Below are 19,393 nucleotides of genomic sequence, written 5' to 3'. Positions count from 1 at the left end.
ACCGTTTCGGTGCGGTGAATCGTGTCAGGCAAATCGAAAGCGATATCCGTATTAGTCCGTGCTGCGGCATTTCTCCGCAATTGTGATAACGCCCGGCAACCAGCGCTTTGTTGACAGCGATTGGGCCTTTGGGCTCAATTGGAACCGGACATAGGCGGCTTTCAGCGTTTCCGGCACAAGGGCGCGAAGGCGGGATGCACCAAGGCGGTCGGCACGAGCCGCCGGTGCATCGGGGAGGGAACGATGCTGGACTTTGTTCAGCAGCTCGTCAGCGGCGTTGCGCTTGGCTGCGTTTACGGCCTGATCGCGCTTGGTTTTGTGCTGGTCTACAAGGCAACCGAGGTCGTCAATTTCGCCCAGGGCGACCTGATGATGCTGGGCGGCTTCTTTGCCTTCACGTTCATTGGTATCCTCGGGCTGAATTACTGGGTCGGCTTTGCCGGCGCCGTCATATGCATGGCGCTGTTCGGGATGCTGGCCGAGCGGCTGGTGGTGCGGCCGATCCTCGGCTATCCGCAGTTTTCCATCATCATGGCGACCATCGGGCTCGGCTATTTCCTGCGCTCGGTCGCCGGCATGATCTGGGGCACCGACGACTTCAAGATCGAGACGCCGTTCAGCCAGGGCGTGTTGCGGATCGGCAGCCTCGTGCTGGCTTATGACAAGCTCTCGGTGATCGCGGCGACCATCATCCTGTGCGCGCTGCTCTATCTGTTCTTCAACCGCACCACGCTCGGCACCGCGATGCGCGCGAGTTCCGAGAACATGCTCGCTGCCTACTACATGGGCATCCCGGTCAAGCGCGTGGTGTCGATCGTCTGGGCGATCTCGGCGGCGGTTGCGACTTGCGCCGGCGTCCTGCTGGCGCCGATCACCTTCATCCATTCCAACGTCGGGCTGGTGCTGGGGCTGAAGGCGTTTCCGGCCGCAGTGCTCGGTGGCTTCGGCTCGATCCCCGGCGCCGTGGTCGGCGGTGTCCTGATCGGTGTGATCGAGAGCATGGCCGGGTTCTATCTGCCGCAGGGATGGAAGGACGTCGCGCCCTACATCGTACTGCTCGCGGTGCTGCTGCTCAAACCCGAAGGCCTGTTCGGCCTTCATGCGCGCAAGAAGGTTTGAGGAGGACGCATGCGGTTTCTCTTCAAGACCGACTATGACGACGACATCAGGCTGTTCCCGCATTCGGGCTATGTCGTCTCCTATGGCCTGCTGCTGGCGGTGCTGCTGATCGCGCCCTATTTGCTCTCCAGCTATTTGATGAGCCAACTCGTCTTCGTCTGCATCTATGCGATCGTCGGCGTCGGGCTGATGATCCTGACCGGCTTCACGGGACAGGCCTCGCTCGGTCACGCCGCCTTTCTCGCCATCGGCGCCTACACCGCGGCATATCTGCAGCAGTTCAACGTGCCGTTCCCGGTCTACTTCCTCGCGGCCGGGCTGCTGACCGGCGTGGTCGGCGCGCTGGTCGGATTCCCGGCGCTGCGGCTGCAGGGCATCTATCTCGTGATCGCGACGATCTCGTTTGCCTTCATCGTCGAGGAGATCCTGGCACGCTGGGAAAGCGTGACCCATGGCAATGAGGGGATGCGGGTCAAGACCATTCAGTTGCTCGGTACGACCGTGTCGCGCGACGGCCCGATCTTCTATTATATCTGCCTCGCGGTGCTGGTGCTCACCATCGTCGGCACGCTCAATCTGTTGCGTTCGCCGACCGGCCGCGCCTTTGTCGCGATCCGCGACAGCGAGACCGCGGCGCGCAGCATGGGCATCAACGTCTCGCTGTACAAGGTGAAGTCGTTCGCAATCTCGGCGGCCATTACCGGTTTCGCCGGCGTGCTGTTCGCCCACAAGCTGTCCTTTATCTCGCCGGAGATGTTCACGTTGCAGCTCTCGATCGAGTTCATCATCGTGATCCTGATCGGCGGCACCTTCAGCCTGCATGGCGCGGTGCTGGGGGCGATCTTCCTGGTGATGATCGATCCATTCCTGACCTACCTGAAGGACGACATGCCCGGTGTGATATCAGGCGCGGCTGCGACGCTCGGCGCCGGCCCGGAGCGCGCCGGTCATATCCAGGATGCGGTCGCAGCCTTTGCCTCCGCCAACGGTCTCAAGGGCGCGATCTACGGCATCATCATCGTGGCGTTCGTGCTGTTCGAACCGCTGGGACTCTATGGCCGCTGGCTCAAGATCAAATTGTTCTTCCAGCTCTTCCCGCTCTACAAGCGCGCGACCTTCAAGCGGCAGAAGATCTATGTGAAATCGGAGCGGAACCGATGAGTTATTTCCGCGCCGAGAATTTGTCGCTGCATTTCGGCGGCCTGAAAGCGGTCGATGCCGTCAGCTTCGCGGTCGAGAAGGGCGAGATCCTCTCGATCATCGGGCCCAATGGCGCGGGAAAAAGCTCGATCTTCAACCTGATATCGCGCATTTATTCGCCGACCTCGGGCAGGATCTTTTTCGAGGACCAGGACATCACGCGGGAGCCTGCCTACGATATTGCGCGGCTCGGCATCGCCCGCACCTTCCAGAACATCGAGCTGTTCGAGAACGCGACCGTGCTGAGCAATCTCCTGGTCGGCCGCCATCGCCATTCCACCACGCAGCTCTGGCAGGAATTGCTGTTCCTGCCGAGCGTCCGGGCGACCGAGAAGCTGCATCGCCGCCGGGTCGAGCAGGTGATCGAGTTCCTCGATCTCGAACCGTACCGCGACAAACTGATCTCGGGTCTGCCCTACGGCGTTCGCAAGGTGATCGAGCTGGCGCGTGCGCTGTGCTCGGAGCCAAAGCTGATTTTGCTCGACGAGCCGTCGTCGGGCCTCAATGTCGAGGAGACCGACGACATGTCGTTCTGGATCCGCGACATGAAGAGCGAGCTCGGCATCACCGTGCTGATGGTCGAGCACGACATGACGCTCGTCAACCGCGTCTCTGATCGCGTGATCGCGCTGAATTACGGCCGTGTGCTGGCGATGGGCTCGCCGTCCGAGGTGCAGCACCATCCCGACGTCGTTGCAGCGTATCTCGGCGCATGAGGATGATGGCATGAGCATATCAGACATCATCCTCAAGCTCAGCAACATCGAGAGCTATTACGGGCCGATCATGGCCATCCGCGGCATCAGCCTCGAGGTGCCGCGCGGCCGGATCGTGACGCTTTTGGGCGCCAACGGCGCCGGCAAGACGACGGTGCTGAAGACGATCTCCGGCATCCTCGATCCGCAGAAGGGCACGATCGAATTTCTGGGTAAGCCGATCCAGCGCATGGAGGCCGACAAGATCGTGCGGCTGGGCCTGAGCCATGTGCCGGAGGGACGCGAGGTGTTTCCGTTCCTGTCGGTGCGCGAGAACCTGATGATGGGCGCCTATCCGCGGAAGGACCGCGACGCTGTGGCTGATGACCTCGAACGCGTCTATGGCTATTTTCCGCGGCTGAAGGAACGGATCGATCAACCGGCCGGGCAGCTTTCGGGCGGCGAGCAGCAGATGCTTGCGATCGGGCGCGCGCTGATGAACCGCCCGACGCTGCTGCTGCTCGACGAGCCGTCGCTCGGTCTGTCGCCGATCCTGGTGAAGGAGATTTTCACCATCATCCGCCGCGTCAATGAGGAGCAGGGCATGTCGATCCTGTTGGTCGAGCAGAATGCCAAGATCGCGCTGGAGACCGCGCATTACGGCTATGTGCTGGAGATCGGCCGCGTCGTCATGAACGACACCTGCGAGCGGCTGATGAGTTCACCGGATATCCAGGAGTTCTATCTCGGCGCCAAGGAAGCCGGCGCGCGGGGCGAGCGGCGCTGGAAAAAGAAGAAGACGTGGCGCTGAGGAAGACTTGGCGTTGAAGAAAACTTGGCGTTAGGAGCGACTTGGAGCTAGGTTTCAGGCCTGTTTCGCGAACAAGACCGGCAACGCGAGGCAGGCGGCACAGGAAGGAAGCGCGCATGGCAAGACCAGCGGTGCTGACGGTCGCCGACACGATCGCGACAAGTTTTCTGCGCGCCGTAGAAACGCGTGGCGACAGGCCCGCGATCCGCGAGAAGACGTTCGGCATCTGGCAGCCGACCAGCTGGCGCCAATGGCTGCAAATTTCGAAAGACGTCGCCTACGGCCTGCATGCGATCGGGTTCCGCCCCGGTGACGTCGCCTCGATCATCGCCAACGCGGTGCCGGAGTGGGTCTATGCCGACATAGGCATCCTGTGCGCCGGCGGCGTATCTTCCGGCATCTATCCGACCGATTCGGCCGCGCAGGTCGAATACCTCATCAACGATTCCCGCACGAAAATCGTGTTCGCCGAGGATGAGGAGCAGCTCGACAAGCTGCTCGCCTGCCGCGCGCGTTGTCCGACGCTGGAAAACATCGTCGTGTTCGACATGGAGGGCCTGAGCGGCTTCTCGGATCCGACCGTGCTGTCGCTTGCCGAATTCATGGCGCTCGGCCGCAATCATGCGCAAGGCAACGCGGCGCTGTGGGACGAGATGACCGGCAGCCGCACGGCCTCCGATCTCGCGATCCTGGTCTATACCTCAGGCACCACAGGCCCGCCCAAGGGCGCGATGCACTCCAATCGTAGCGTGACGCATCAGATGCGCCACGCCAACGATCTCTATCCGTCGACCGACAGCGAGGAGCGGCTGGTGTTCCTGCCGCTCTGCCATGTCGCCGAGCGGGTCGGCGGTTACTACACCTCGCTGGCGCTCGGCTCGGTGATGAACTTTGCCGAGAGTCCGGAGACGGTGCCGGACAATCTGCGCGAGGTGCAGCCGACCGCGTTCCTTGCGGTGCCCAGGATCTGGGAGAAGTTCTACTCGGGCATCACCATCGCGCTGAAGGACGCGACCCCGTTCCAGAATTGGATGTACGCCCGCGCGCTCGCGGTCGGCCATCGCATGACCGAATGCCGGCTCGAGGGCGAGACGCCGCCGCTGTCGCTGCGGATCGCCAACCGCGTCGCCTACTGGCTGGTGTTCCGCAACATCCGCCGCATGCTCGGGCTCGATCGCTGCCGGATCGCCTTCACCGGCGCCGCGCCGATCTCGCCGGACCTGATCCGCTGGTATCTCGCGCTCGGCATCGACATGCGCGAGGTCTACGGCCAAACCGAGAATTGCGGCGTCGCCACCCTGATGCCGGTCGACCGCATCAAGCTCGGTTCGGTCGGCAAGGCAGCACCCTGGGGCGAGGTGATGATCTGTCCGAAGGGCGAAATCCTGATCAAGGGCGATTTCCTGTTCATGGGCTATCTCAACCAGCCGGAGCGGACCGCCGAGACGATCGACGCGAAGGGCTGGCTGCACACCGGCGACGTCGGCGCGATCGACAATGAAGGCTATGTCAAGATCACCGACCGGATGAAGGACATCATCATCACCTCCGGCGGCAAGAACATCACGCCGTCGGAGATCGAGAACCAGCTCAAATTCTCGCCCTATGTCTCGGATGCGGTCGTGGTCGGTGACAAGCGGCCGTATCTCACCTGCCTGATCATGATCGATCAGGAGAATGTCGAGAAATACGCCCAGGATCACGACATCCCCTTCACCAATTACGCCAGCCTGTGCCGCGCCAGGGAGATTCAGGATCTGATCGAGCGCGAGGTCGAAACGGTCAACGTCAACTTCGCGCGCGTCGAGACCATCAAGCGGTTCTATCTGATCGAGCGCCAGCTCACGCCGGAAGATGAGGAGCTGACGCCGACCATGAAGCTGAAGCGGAATTTCGTGAACAAGCGCTACGCGGCCGAGATTGACGCCATGTATGGCGAGCGGGCGGTCGCCTAAGCGCTCGCTCTTCGCGCAATGAACGGAAAATGGCGAAGGCCTGAGAAGGCCCGACCCTTCGCTCAACAAGGGCCACTGGAGGAGGAGACTGCAATGTCGAAATCGCTGAAGGTGCTGGGCCTTGCGGTCAGCGCGCTGGCGCTGACCTGTCTGCCGGCCGCCGCCCAAACCAAGGTCACCAACGAAGGCGTCTCGCCGACCGAGATCGTGATCGGGACCCATCAGGATCTGTCAGGACCGATCAAGGTCTGGGGTGTTCCGGTCTCCAACGGCATGAAGATGGCGGTGGAGGAGATCAATGCCAGCGGCGGCATCAACGGCCGCAAGCTCCGGATGATCCTCGAAGACAATGGCTACGACCCGAAAAAGGGCGTGCTGGCAACGCAGAAAATGGTCGAGCGCGACAAGATCTTCGTGATGATCGGCTCGATGGGGTCGGCGCCGACGCTTGCCGCCCAGGACATCCTGTTCGATGCCGGCGTGCTGCAGCTTTTCCCGCTGACCGCGGCCGAATTCACCTTCAAGTTCGATCCCAACAAGCCGCAGGAGCGGCTGAAGTTCAACAACCTCCTGCCTTATGTCGAGAGCACGCGGGCCGCGCTCAAATACATGGTCGATTGGAAGAACTTCAAGAAGCCCTGCATCATGCATCAGGACGATGAGTACGGCAAAAACGTGCTCGACGGCTTCACCCAGCAGCTCGAGGCGATGAAGCTGCAGCCGGCCTCGGTCACGAGCTACAAGCGCGGCGCTTCAGACTTCTCGGCGCAGGTCGCCAAGATGAAATCCGATGGCTGCGATCTCGTCGTGCTGGGTACAGTCATCCGCGAGACCATCGGCGCGATGAACGAGGCGAGGAAGCTTGGCTGGGACGTGACCTTCCTCGGCGCCACCCCGACCAACGTGCTCGAGGTGCCTGCGCTGGGCAAGGAAGCGGTGGAAGGGCTCTATGCTGCGAGCGGCTTCGAGATTCCGTATGAGGACACCGCGAAGGGCAAAGTGAAGGACTGGCTCGCCAACTACAAGAAGATGTTCAACACCGACGCCAACACCCAGGCGATCATCGGCTACAACGCCGTGACGACCTTCGCCTTCTATGCGCAGAAGGCGGGCAAGGAGCTGACGGGCCAGAAGATGCTCGACGCGCTGGAGTCGGGTGACAAGTTCCTCGACATTTTCAACTCGCCGCCGACCAGGTTTTCCAAGACCGATCATCTCGCCAACACCATCACCCAGGTGCAGCAGATCAAGAGCGGCCGCTGGGTTCTGGTGAAGGACAATCTGATGTTCTGAGCCGCTCTCACGGCCACGCAGTCATTGCGAGCGGCGGGTCGCGCGCATGAGTAATGACAAGCCAAGCGAAGCAATCTCTTGTTGCAACGAGCGACCGAAAGAGATTGCCCAGTCGCGGCCGTTGCTTGCAGCGACCTGTTGCGTCAATCAGCCTGAGCGACGGACAGGCGGACCGTCGCTGATATCGCTGGCGCGTATGCATATTTCATCGCGCCTTGCTGGCCCATCACGAAGGTTGGCCGATAGTTGCGCACATCGGAATCCTCCACCATTGCCATGCGGCGATTGTCGAGGGTAAGCCAGTGACCGTCGAGTCGGACGGTGGCGACCGCGTGGTCCTCGCCGAGCCGCGTGTCGCGCGCGATCACGAGGCGAAGGTCGTCGGCGGAGATGCCGGCAAGGCGCAGTGCTGCAAGCTTGGCGATCGCATAATCCTCACAGTCGCCGGCGTGATGGTTGAAGGTCGCGAGCGGTGAGGCCCAGACGTCGATCGCTCCATATTGCACGATGTCGCTGGCGGGGTGGATGGCGAGGTTGACCGCGCGGTTGATCTCGCCGAGCCGAGCGCGGCCGTCGCGGGCCCGCGCGGTATCTACGATGGCAAGCAACTGCAGGGCGGCGGGCGAGGCGCAACGCTCGCGGTCGCCGTCACAAAGCGCGAGCTGCACCATGTCGTCGTCGAGGCGGCTCTGCAGGCCGAGCCATTTGTCGTGCACCCCGCCGCCGTCGAGGATGGCGGTTGCTATGCCGAACGGCTCGGCGGATTGTTTGATCAGCACCGCGCCGGCCGGCGAGAGCAGGTTGGCCGCCAGGACGCTGGCGGGCGCAACCAAGGGCAGGCCGCAGGCAAGCAGGAGCGCACGCAGCGTGCGCGCGTAACAGAACATCCCCATCTGACACCCCCTGTCCGGGCGTCGGCAGGTGAAATTCACCCGCACGTGACCGGATCATTTGATGCGACAGGATCGGCCGGATTGCTTCCGAACTGCTTAAGGGGCCCCGCAGAACGGCGAAAGTCACGCAGCAGGCTGAAGGCCATCTCGCCGATTCTTCGAAAAGTTTATCGATTTCGTGATCGGGGGCGGCCGAACCTTTTGCCGAAAGGGAAGCCTTATCCTTGATTGGTGGTTAACCGGTCGACGTGCGCAGCTTTTGCGCGATCTGTTAGCCAGATCATAGTCTTGAACGGGAAATTGGGGTCAAATGGTCCCAAGAGCTCGGAATGAGCGAGAATGAATGCATGCGATCAAGACTAAAATCTTCCCGCGTACAGGTAGAATGACAGCTCTACCTCACAATACTTCAAAAGAACTTGTAACGGCAGCGAGAGGCGCGAATAAAACAATGGAATCCATTGATAATTGCATCGATCTAGCGACACGAAGTCTTCGCGAATACGCTGCCTATCAGCTGAGCACATCGTTTGCGTGCTTTCGCCTGAGGAACCGCGATGGTATGAGGGGACGGTAAGGAATACCTAATTTCGATTAACTATTTATGGTGGCGCATTGAATTACGCCGGTAAATTCGGATCGAGCGGGCTCGACTCCTTGAGTCATAGCCGCGTCGATCTCGATTCACTGGCCCATCAGGGCCACGCGGAAGGCGTCACGATTCCCGACGCTCATCTGCTGTTTTCCGGCGACTACCACAAATCCGGTCAGGACCTCGTCATCTCCGATGAGACGCACCGCGTTGTGGTGCCGAATTACTTCCACGGCGACAAGCGTCCGGGGCTGTTCTCGCCTGACGGCGCGCCGATGGACCCCCGGGTCGTCGATGCGCTGACCGGCCACACGGAATACGCGCAAGCCGGCGCCGCCGCCCCCGCCAAGCTGATCGGGCATGTCGCCAAGATGTCGGGCAGCGCCAGCATCGTCCGCAACGGTGTCACGGTCGATCTGCAAAACGGCGATGCGGTCTACCAGACCGACGTGGTGCAGACCGGCAGCAACTCGACCCTCGGCCTTGTGCTGAACGACGGCACGACCTTCAACCTCAGCGCCAATGCGCGGCTGATGCTGAATGACCTGACCTACGACGCGACCAGCACGCACAACACGTCGTTGTTCACTTTGGTGCAGGGCGCAGCGACCTTCGTCGCCGGCCAGGTCGCCAAGACCGGCGACATGAAGGTCGGCACACCGGTCGCCACCATGGGTATTCGCGGCACCGCGGTGACGCTGGATATCGATTCGACCGACGGCAAGGTGTCGATCTCGGTCATCGATCAGCACGACAACGTGCTCCACTCCGTCGAGGTGTTCGACTCCCAGGGCAATCTGGTCGGCATGGTCACAAGCAGCGGCGGCTCGCTGACGCTGACGCCGACTGCGAGCTTCAACGTGATCGCGCAGATGAGCGACAAGACGCCCGCGCAGGTCGCCGCGGAGTTCAACGCCTTCCAGGGAGCGCTGAATACCTACGACCTGCAGAAGGCGATTGATCCGAACCTGCCGCAGCATACTGACAATGCCAATCCGCAGACCAGGTACGCGAGTGTCGGAAGCAGCTCGCCATACGCGGTGACCCAGCAGCCGTCGACCGACAATGGCGGCAGTCCGAACCAGAACGGCGGCTCCGGGACGCCGACGGACCCCCACTTATTCACCGATGGCGGAATTCCGACAGGGACAACGCCGGGCCCGCCGACCTTTGTGGTGACGCCGGCCGGGACCGGAGTGCCGCTGCCGTCGATCCCCTTCCCGGTGACACCATCACCGGTGGCCCCGATTACCACAGGGGCGATCGATCATACCGGCCCGGTGATGAGCGCCTCGGGCAACGTCGTGTACGACCCCGACGGCGTCATCTATTTCTACGACCGCGCGACCGGCACCACGACGCAGGTGACGCCGGCCAATGACGGCTTCACCTATTCCGGCCAGACGATCAGCTCGGATGGCCGCTACGTCGTCTATCAGGGCACTGACGGCACCCACACTTATGTCTTCGTCTGGGGTACCGATCCATCCGATCCGGCGCACTTTCACAAGCAGATCGAGATCGCGGCCGGTTCTTCGCCCGCCGTCAGCGGCGACGGCAGCACGATCCTGGTGCAACTGGCCAACGGCGGAATCGGCATCCTCGACCTGCAAGGCAATTCCAAGGGCACGATTACGCCGGCCGTGGTCGGCGCCACCGGCGCGCTTCTGAAGCCGGCGATCAGTGCCGACGGCCACATCATCGCGTTCTGGAGCGCGGACTCGGCACTTGGCGGCTCCGGTCATCTCTTTACCTACAATGTGTCGACTGGCGTAGTCAGCGAGATCGCGAGCACGTCGACCGGTGCCGGCACCACCGCGGCCTCCATCAGCGCCGACGGCCACTATGTGGTCTATCAGTCCCAAGCCGCGTCCGGTCACACCGAGATCAGCATGTATGATCTCACCACCGGCCATGTCGTGTTCACGACCGCGAATGCCTCCGAGACGCTGGCCGGCGACAGCCACAATCCGGTCATCAGCCCGGACGGCCATTTCATCATCTTCACCAGCACGGCGCAGCTCACGCCGGACGACACAAACAATTACGCCGACACCTATGTCGTCAACGTCACCGATCCTGCGCATCCTGTCTTCAAGCTGGTCAGCGCCGGCAGCAACGCGTCGTCCGACGGCGGTGTCGCGATCAGCGCGGGCGGTCTCTATTTCGCCTTCGCGAGCAACTCGTCCTTCTCGGGCGGCCCGTCAGGGGCCAACAACGTCTACTTCGTCGATCCGACGTCGGGCCACGGCGCGATCATCCAGGAAACGGCGAGTTCGCCGGATCATCTGACGGCGTCTGGCGAGATCCAGATCACCGGTGGCACCACCGGGGTTTCGCTCAGCGTCACGGACGCGTCCGGCAATCCGACCGATCTCCTGACTGCGGCCTTCGACAGCAACGGGAACGTGCAGTGGAGTTTCAGCGAGGCGAAGTCCGATTTCGCCGCGCTGCATTATGGCGACGACCTCGCCAAGGTCTTCAACATCGTGCTGAGCTACAACGGCGGCACCACGACCGTCCCTGTTACGGTGGCGGTGCAAGACCTTGTGCAGCCCGTCGTTGTGCCTGCCGACGTGGCGCCGGTCGCGCATCCAGTGACGCTCGCGGATGCCCATGGAGACGGTTCCTATACGATCACGCCGGACACGCTGCTGAAGGCGGTTGCCGATATCGACAGTCCGTCGCTGTCGATCACCAACGTCTCGATCAAGGCGGGCGGCGGCACGTTGGTGCACAATGAGGACGGCAGTTGGACCTACACGCCGGCGGCCGGGTTCCACGGAGAAGTCGTCTTCAACTACACGGCCTCCGATGGCACGCTGACCGCGGCCTCGACGGCAAGTCTCAGTGTTGTGAACGATCCCGCGACGATTACCGGGCAAGCAAACGGCAGCGTGGTTGAGGATACCTCGGTCACGGCGAGCGGGACGCTGACGGTGCACGACATCGATGCCGGCGAAGCCGCATTCATGCCGGTCGCGAGCGCGGCACTCACCGGCGCCTACGGCAACTTCACTTTCGATGCGACGACCGGCGCCTGGACTTATACGCTGGATCACGCACGCGCGGATGGCCTGTCAGGCGGACAGGTGGTCCACGAGCAGTTGACCGTCGCCTCCGTGGACGGCACTGCGCAGCAGGTCATCGACGTCACCGTGACCGGCAGCGATGACGCGCCGGTCGCAAGCCCCGTGACGCTCGCGGATGCCCATGGAGACGGTTCCTATACCATCGCGCCTGACACGCTGCTGAAGGCCGTTGCCGATATCGACAGTTCGTCGTTGTCGATCACGGACGTCTCGATCAAGACCGGCGGCGGCACGCTGGTGCACAATGGTGACGGCAGCTGGACCTACACGCCGGCGGCCGGCTTCCATGGTGAGGTCGTATTCGACTACACGGCCTCCGACGGCACGCTGACGGCGACCTCGACGGCAAGTCTCAGTGTTCAGAACGATCCCGCGACGATCACGGGTCAGGCGTCCGGCAACGTGGTGGAGGATACCTCCGTTACGGCGAACGGGACGCTGACGGTGCACGACATCGATGCCGGCGAAGCCGCGTTCAAGCCGGTCGCGAGCGCGGCACTCGCCGGCGCCTACGGTAATTTCACTTTCGATTCGGCGGACGGCGCATGGACCTATACGCTGGATCACGCACGCGCGAATGGTCTGTCGGACGGACAGGTGGTCCACGACCAGTTGACCGTCGCCTCCGTGGACGGCACTGCGCAGCAGGTCATCGACGTCACCGTGACCGGCAGCAATGACGCACCCGTCATCACCGAGGGGACGGTCGCGACGGGATCGATCACGCTTGTCACCGGGGACGGCGGCCACAGCACGGTGAGCGCAGGGGTTGCGTCGGAGCTCGCGACGTCCGGACTGATCAGCAACCTGCCGAACGGGACCGGATTTGGCCCGCTGGCGACGGGCTCGAACGACGCCGCCAGCAACCTGCCGAGCGGGACGGGATTTGGCACGCTGGCGATGGGCCCGAACGACGACGGCTCCAGCGGCGCCGTCGACATCACCTCTGTGTTCGGCTCTGATGGCATCAACTTCTTCGGCCACCACTACACCTCGCTCTACATCAACAACAACGGCAACATCACCTTCTCCTCGCCGCTGAGCGCGTACACGCCGGAGGCGATCGGCGCAGGCTTCGACAGCCCGATCATGGCGCCGTTCTGGGCGGACGTCGACACGCGCGGCCACGGTCAGGTCTTCTACGACCTCGACCAGGCCGACGGCATCATGACCATCACCTGGGACGACGTCGGTTACTATTCGGAGGCCACCGACAAGCTGAATTCGTTCCAGGTCGTGCTGATCAACGAGGGCGGCGGCAATTTCGACATCGAGTACCGCTACGGCCAGATCCAGTGGACCACCGGCAGCGCCAGCGGCGGGTCTGATGGTCTTGGCGGAACGCCGGCGCGGATCGGCTATACCTCAGGCGACGGTTCGCATTACTACGAGGTGCCGCAGTCCGGAAACCAGAATGCGTTGCTGACCCTGCCTCAGACTGCCGGCAACACCGGGATCGACGGCGTCGATGTTTTCAATGTCCATAACGGCGAGGTCGACCCGACGACGTTGACCACGAACGGGACGATCGATTTCGCTGATCCCGATCTCCTGGACACGCACACGATCCAGAGCGTGACGTATACCGGCAGCGGCACCGCGCTCGGAACCCTGACGCTTGCCCAGGTCTCGGACACCACCGGCAGCGGAACCGGCGGTGAATTCACCTGGACCTACGACGCCAGTTCCGCGGCCGTCCGCAGCGCGCTCGACGGCATCGCGTCGCATAGCAAGATCGAGACCTTCGACGTCGTGATCAGCGACGGCCATGGCGGCACCGTCACCCAGACGGTGTCGGTGACGCTCACGGAGCCGGTCGCGACTCCGACGCTGACGATCACGGTGCTGACGTCCGACGGCCTGGATTTCCAGAACGACAGTCCGCTGAAGGAGATGGGCGCAGGAACGGTGCAGTCCGGCGGCAGTTCGACGACGTTCACAGTGGTCGATCCGGCCAGTCACCACGAGTTCGTGGTCGACGGCACCAGCTTCACATACGCCGATGGCGCGGTGACCGGCGGCATCATCACCTCGTTCCACGAGTTCGCGACCGGCGATACGCCGGTGGCGCTGGCGGATTTCTCCGGCCTATCGGTCGACGCTCCGGCCTGGATGAGCGCTGTCCAACAGGCCGCGGCCGGCGACAAGACGGCCGTGGAAGCCTTGACCAGCAACTACTCCTACATTTTCAACGGCGGCGCAGGGGCCGACAATTTCGGCTCCGCGGGCCATGCCGATACGCTGACTGGCACCGGCCAGGATGTCTTCGACGGAGGCGGCGCTCCCGCCGGCAGCCACGACACGCTGACCGGCGGCGCCGGCAGCACATTCATGTTTGGAGCGGGCTATGGCGCGCTGACGATCACGAATTTCGATCAGGCCAACGGCACATTTGATCCGAACCAAGCCGATCACATCCAGCTGAACGGGCTTTCAGCGCCGCTGAGCGTCAGCTACGCCGACGGCAATGCCCTTCTGGATTTTGGCAATGGCGACGTCATTACGCTGCTCAATGTCAGCCAGACGCAATATCAAAATCTTAGCGGCTCGGAGTTCACGAGCGGCGGTAACGGCGGTGGCGGCAATAGCAATGGCGGGCCGGTGATCGCCGGTGCCGGCAATACCGTCACCTTTGCGGGAACGCCGGTCCTGCTGGATCCGTCGGTCACCGTCACTGACGACACCGGCACGGTCAGCAGCGTCAATGTCTGGATTTCGTCCGGCGTCCAAAACGGCGATACGCTCTCGATCAACGGGAGCCTCGATGGCGATCTCGTCTATTCGGACGGCACGATCCACTACCATTTCGACGACGCCATACATTCCGATCAAACTTCGATTTTCCTGTCGGGGATCGCAGGCACGCCGTCGTCCAGCGATTTCGACGCCGCGCTGCAATTGATCCAGTTCGCCCCCGGAGCCATCGACGGCGCCCGCACGGTGACATGGGCGGCGTACGACAATGTCCTCCACAGCCCCACCGTGACCACGACCGTTGAAGTCGGTCCGGTCCTCAACAGTTTTGTGCTGACCGTCGGCGAGGGCGGCACGACGGTGCTGTCCAGCAGCGATTTCAACGTCAGCGATCCCGGTTACGCGAACCTCACCTATACGGTGAGCGACGTCGCCGGCGGGCATTTCGAGGTTTTCAACGGCGACAATTGGGTATCGGCGCCATCAGGCGGCTTTACCACGGCGCAGATCGCAGCCCACGATGTCGAATTCGTCCAGAACGGCACCGCCACCGTGCCGAGCTTCCTGATGCATGTCAGCGACCCGGGCAACGCCAGCCCGGACATCCCGGCGATGGTTTCGTTGGAAATCGCCGGCGAAAATTCCGAGACCATCACGTTCGCCGGCAGCAGCGGCACGCTGCAACTCGATGACCCCCAGAGCTTCAGCGGCAAGATCGCCGGGATCACGGGAAGCGGCAATGTGCTTGATATCAACGGTTTCTCGGCCGGCACGACGACAGCCTTCACGGGTAGCAACAGCTATGACGGCGAATCCAACACGACGACGTTGACGGTAGCGGACTCGTCCGACGGCAAAACCGAGACGTTCAAACTGGCCGGAGATTTGTCGGGCTCGAGCTGGACGGTTTCCGACGACCATCGCGGCGGCGTCGACATCGTCGACCCACCGGCAGGCGGCGCAGTCGCGGCGGTAGGCGGCACGGCCGCGGCTAATCCCGGGCCGACGACCAGCCAGACGATCGTTGCCGATGCCTCGAACCAGACGCTGACCGGCACCGGCGCGAGCAATAATTTTGCGTTCGATTTCACCGGTATCGGCCACGACACGGTGACAAACTTCCATCCGGCCGCCGACACGCTGCAGTTCGGTGGCGGAATATTTGCAAATGCGCAGGCAGCCTTGAACGCGGCGCAGGATGACGGTCACGGCAACACGGTCATTACCCTGGATGCCAGCGATGCGATTATCCTGTCGGGGGTTGCCAAGGCGCAGTTACACGCCGCCGACTTCCATTTCGCCTAAACGTCTGCCCGACGCATGCGGCGCTCGCGGGCCTCGCAGAAACAAGAACGTGATCAAGCCGCCGCGCCATGATACCTGAATGACATGAGACGGCTGAGGGCGATACGACGATGGTTCGCGCGGCGCTTCGGCTACGCGCGACTGGCGTGCGTGGGGCTGCTGATCGGCGTTGCCGCGCTCCGCGTCTGGGATCCGCCGCCGGTTCAGGAGATGCGCATCAGGACGTTCGACACCTTCCAGGTGCTCGAACCCCGCAAGAAGACCATGCGGCCTGTCACCATCGTGGATATCGACGAGAGGAGCCTCGCTGATCCCCGGTTGGGACAGTGGCCGTGGCCACGGACGCGGATCGCCGACATCGTCACCAATCTCACCAGGCTCGGCGCCGTCGTGATCGCATTCGACGAGGTGTTCTCCGAGCCGGACCGCCTCAACCCGGATATCGCGGCCGATACGTTCGGCAATCTCGACGAGGAGATGCGCACGCGGCTGCGACAGTTACCGAGCAATGACAGCATCCTTGCCGAGGCCATCCGCAACTCGCGCGTGGTGCTCGGTGAATCCGGAGGCATCAACGTCCGCGCCGATCTCAACGAGAAACTTCCTGTGACCGGCCTTGCAACGCTCGGTGAGGACCCGCAGCCCTTCATGTACCAATTCCCCGGACTGCTGCGCAATGTGCCGGTGCTGGAGGAAGCCGCGGCCGGACGCGGCCTGTTCACGATCCGGCCGGAGCGCGACGGCATCGTCCGGCGCGTGCCGATGATCATGCTGGCGCAGGGTGTGATGATGCCGTCGTTGAGTTTCGAAATCCTCAGGGTCGCGAGCGGCTCGGACACCATTTTGATCAAGACCGACCAGGCCGGCATCCAGAGCATCGGCGTCAAGGGCTTTGCGATCCCGACCGACCGCAACGGCCAGCTCTGGGTTCGTTATGCGCGTCTCGATCCTTCGATCTATGTCTCGGCCATCGACGTACTGCAAGGGCGCGTAGCGCCGGACAAGATCGCCGGCAAGCTTGTGCTGATCGGGACATCGTCGGTCGGGCTCAACGACATCAAGACAACGCCGGTGGCGGCGGCGATGCCCGGGGTCGAGGTCCATGCCCAGGTGCTGGAGAGCGTGCTGACCGGCGATGTGATTTCACAGCCGGGCTACGGCATCGGCATTGAATTCTTTGCCGCGCTGATCATGGGGCTGCTGGTCCTCGCCTTCGCGCCGAAGTTCGGGCCGGTGACGCTGGTTGCGGTCGGCGGCCTGTTCGCGTCGGTGCTGCTCGGCATCTCCTGGTACTTCTACAGCCAGCACCGACTGCTGATCGATTTCACCTATCCGCTGATGTCGACCACGGCGATCTATCTGACGCTGATCTTCTCCAGCTTTGTGCGCGAGCAGCAGCAGCGCCGGCAGATCCGGTCGCAGTTCGTGCAGTACATGTCTCCGGCGCTGGTCGAGCAACTTGCGCATTCGCCGGAACGGCTCGTGCTCGGCGGCGAGGAGCGCGAGATGACCATCATGTTCTCGGACATGCGCGGCTTCACCTCGATCTCGGAGACCTACAAAAGCGATCCGCAGGGCCTCACGGCGCTGATGAATCGTTTTCTGACACCGCTCTCCAATGCGATCCTGTCCCGCAAGGGCACTATCGATAAATATATGGGCGACGCCATCATGGCGTTCTGGAATGCGCCGCTCGACGACAGGGATCACCACCTTAATGCGTGCGAGGCCGCGCTCGACATGCTGGAGCGCGTTGACGAATTGAATCAGGAGCGCGCAGAAGAAGCGGAGGAGGGCGGCCACGTCTATGTGCCGCTCAATATCGGCGTCGGGCTCAACACCGGCACCTGCGTGGTCGGCAATATGGGATCCGACGTGCGTTTCGACTATTCGGTGTTCGGCGACAGCGTCAATCTGGCGTCACGCCTGGAGGGGCAGTCCAAGGAGTACGGCTTCCCGATCATCGTGGGGTCGAAGACTGCGCTCGCGGTGAAGGAGAAGTTCGCGATCCTCGAACTCGACTTCATCATGGTGAAGGGCAAGAAGGAGCCGGAGGTGATCTATGCGATCGCCGGCCGCGAGGACGTCGCAAGCTCCGGCCGTTTCCAGCGGCTGCGCAACCTGACGATCGAGATGCTCGCCTGCTATCGCAGCCGCGACTGGGACGGCGCGCTCGCCGCGATCGAGCGCGGCCGCAAGACCGACGAGGCGCATTCGCTGCAATATCTCTACACCCTCTACGAGGCGCGCATCCGCGCTTTCCAGAAGGAGCCGCCGCCCGACGACTGGAACGGCGCGTTTGCGCTGTTGACGAAGTAGCTGTCGTCGTCCCGGCCAAGCGAAGCGCGAGCCGGGACCCATAACCACGAGTGTCCGTGTTGCAAAATGCTGGGGCCACAGCTCTGCCAACCACGCGCAACGGTGGTTATGGGTCCCGGCTTTCGCCCATAGGCGCTAAAATAGGATTTGCGCGTTGGATTTACGTGTGATTCCAAGAAGAGATGAGAAACGAATCGCTTGTGAACGAAGACTGGGCGCGTGTTGTTTCGCGGCTGGGCGGAGCTGAGGCTCTGGAGGCTGGCGCGCGGGAGACGAAGGCGTTTGTTCGCCCGCGCGAGATCAGCAATGCAGTCGATCTGCTGCGGCTGATCCTTGCGTATTGCCTGGGCACGAGAGGTCTGCGGTTGACGGCGGCATGGGCGACTTCGGTGGGCCTTGTCGATATCTCCAACGTGGCTCTGTTATACCGGCTGCGTCAGTCCGGGGATTGGCTTGCACAGCTGATAGGCCGGGCACTTGCGAGCGGTGCGCCGAAGGCAAGCCGCGGTCGACTGATCCGCATCGTTGACGCCACGACGGTCCCAAAAGCTGGAACCGGCGGCAGGCAGAAGAATGCGGTGTGGCGCATCCACAGTGCGTTCGATCTTCCGCAAGAACGTTTTGGTCACTTCGAGCTGACCGACGAACGCGCGGGCGAGACGCTGGACCGGATCCCGCTGATTGCCGGCGAGATCCGTCTTGCCGACCGCGCCTATCTGCAGCCGGAGCGCATGGCGTATCTGGTCGAGGCCGGTGCGGACTTCGTGATCCGCTCGGGCTGGAAGAGCGCTTGTTGGCTGGATCGCAAAGGCAATCTGATCGATCTCGTCGCCGAACTGCGCAAGGCCGCGGCACGCGGCATCATCGACCGGCCGATCTGGGTAAAACGCAAGTCTGGTGGAGCACCGCTTGCTGTGCGTTTGGTTGCCGTCAAGAAACCTGCAGATGCGGCTCAGGCTGCACGGCGCAAGGCACGCAGGACGGCTCAGAAGGGAGGCCATCGTCTCTCCAGGCAAACGCTTGATGCTGCGGATTGGGTGATCCTGGTGACCTCGCTCAAGCCCGAGGACTTCACAACCGCTGATCTGCTTGCCCTTTACCGGCTGCGATGGCGGATCGAACTCGGCTTCAAGCGGCTGAAGAGCCTGATTGGCTTGAAAGGACCTCCAGGAACTGACGAGCGGTCTGCCAGACCCCATATCCTCGCTCACCTGCTGATCATTCTTCTGCTCGAGCCGCTTGTCGACGAACTCGAGGACTCTCCCCGCTTGGCCGAAGCCGCCTAACCAGACCTGCAGCATGGCGCCTGCTCCGTCAGCTCATCGCCTCCCTGCTCCAAGCCATCATTCCCCAGCCCACAATCGCGCGTCTGCGCAGAGCCAGCCTCGCTCTCCAACGACATCTGCGCGAGCCTCCCAGACGTAA

Annotated in this window: 10 protein-coding genes; 9 read left to right on the top strand and 1 reads right to left on the bottom strand. The window is 62.6% G+C overall.

What is annotated here, in order from left to right; translation table 11 throughout:
- Positions 1–243 precede the first annotated feature (243 nt).
- The 6 genes from UP09_RS09145 (at position 244) to UP09_RS09120 (ending at position 7,073) form a co-directional block, all read left to right on the top strand.
- On the top strand, positions 244–1,119 hold the full coding sequence (locus tag UP09_RS09145) for a branched-chain amino acid ABC transporter permease (RefSeq protein ID WP_044537842.1): 876 nt from the start codon (positions 244–246) through the stop codon (positions 1,117–1,119).
- A 9-nt stretch (positions 1,120–1,128) separates the two neighbouring features.
- On the top strand, positions 1,129–2,280 hold the full coding sequence (locus UP09_RS09140) for a branched-chain amino acid ABC transporter permease (RefSeq protein ID WP_044537810.1): 1,152 nt from the start codon (positions 1,129–1,131) through the stop codon (positions 2,278–2,280).
- Positions 2,277–3,035 carry an ABC transporter ATP-binding protein gene (locus UP09_RS09135; protein ID WP_044537809.1) on the top strand — a complete coding sequence of 253 codons (759 nt, stop codon included), beginning with the start codon at positions 2,277–2,279 and terminating at the stop codon, positions 3,033–3,035. The genes UP09_RS09140 and UP09_RS09135 overlap by 4 nt, the downstream gene beginning before the upstream one ends.
- A 10-nt stretch (positions 3,036–3,045) precedes the next feature.
- Positions 3,046–3,825, top strand: a complete 780-nt coding sequence (locus UP09_RS09130; protein ID WP_044537841.1) for an ABC transporter ATP-binding protein — start codon at positions 3,046–3,048, stop codon at positions 3,823–3,825.
- Positions 3,826–3,941: 116 nt separating this feature from the next.
- On the top strand, positions 3,942–5,780 hold the full coding sequence (locus UP09_RS09125; protein ID WP_044537808.1) for an AMP-dependent synthetase/ligase: 1,839 nt from the start codon (positions 3,942–3,944) through the stop codon (positions 5,778–5,780).
- Between the two features lie 93 nt (positions 5,781–5,873).
- A complete protein-coding gene (locus UP09_RS09120; protein WP_044537807.1) occupies positions 5,874–7,073 on the top strand; it encodes an ABC transporter substrate-binding protein in 1,200 nt (399 codons plus the stop codon).
- A gap of 143 nt (positions 7,074–7,216) precedes the next feature.
- Here the strand turns inward: UP09_RS09120 and UP09_RS09115 are convergent, their stop codons facing one another.
- The gene (locus tag UP09_RS09115; protein ID WP_044537805.1) at positions 7,217–7,966 is read right to left on the bottom strand and encodes a transglutaminase-like cysteine peptidase; all 750 of its coding nucleotides are present in this window, start codon (positions 7,964–7,966) and stop codon (positions 7,217–7,219) included.
- A gap of 657 nt (positions 7,967–8,623) precedes the next feature.
- Here UP09_RS09115 and UP09_RS09110 point away from each other — a divergent pair.
- The 3 genes from UP09_RS09110 to UP09_RS09100 all read left to right on the top strand — a co-directional run bounded on the left by UP09_RS09110 (position 8,624) and on the right by UP09_RS09100 (position 19,254).
- A complete protein-coding gene (locus UP09_RS09110) occupies positions 8,624–15,649 on the top strand; it encodes a cadherin-like domain-containing protein (protein WP_156164535.1) in 7,026 nt (2,341 codons plus the stop codon).
- Positions 15,650–15,733: 84 nt separating this feature from the next.
- Complete coding sequence (locus tag UP09_RS09105) at positions 15,734–17,968, top strand: CHASE2 domain-containing protein (RefSeq protein WP_044537803.1); 2,235 nt, start codon at positions 15,734–15,736, stop codon at positions 17,966–17,968.
- A gap of 182 nt (positions 17,969–18,150) precedes the next feature.
- Positions 18,151–19,254 (top strand): IS4 family transposase, encoded by a 1,104-nt coding sequence (locus UP09_RS09100; protein ID WP_044535962.1) that lies wholly within the window; start codon positions 18,151–18,153, stop codon positions 19,252–19,254.
- The last annotated feature ends 139 nt before the right edge of the window (positions 19,255–19,393 follow it).

Origin of the sequence: Bradyrhizobium sp. LTSP885, assembly GCF_000938305.1 — a bacterium.
Classification (GTDB): Bacteria; Pseudomonadota; Alphaproteobacteria; order Rhizobiales; family Xanthobacteraceae; genus Bradyrhizobium.
The sequence above is the reverse complement of the archived record's forward strand: the minus strand, read 5'-3'. Positions and strand labels throughout refer to the sequence as shown.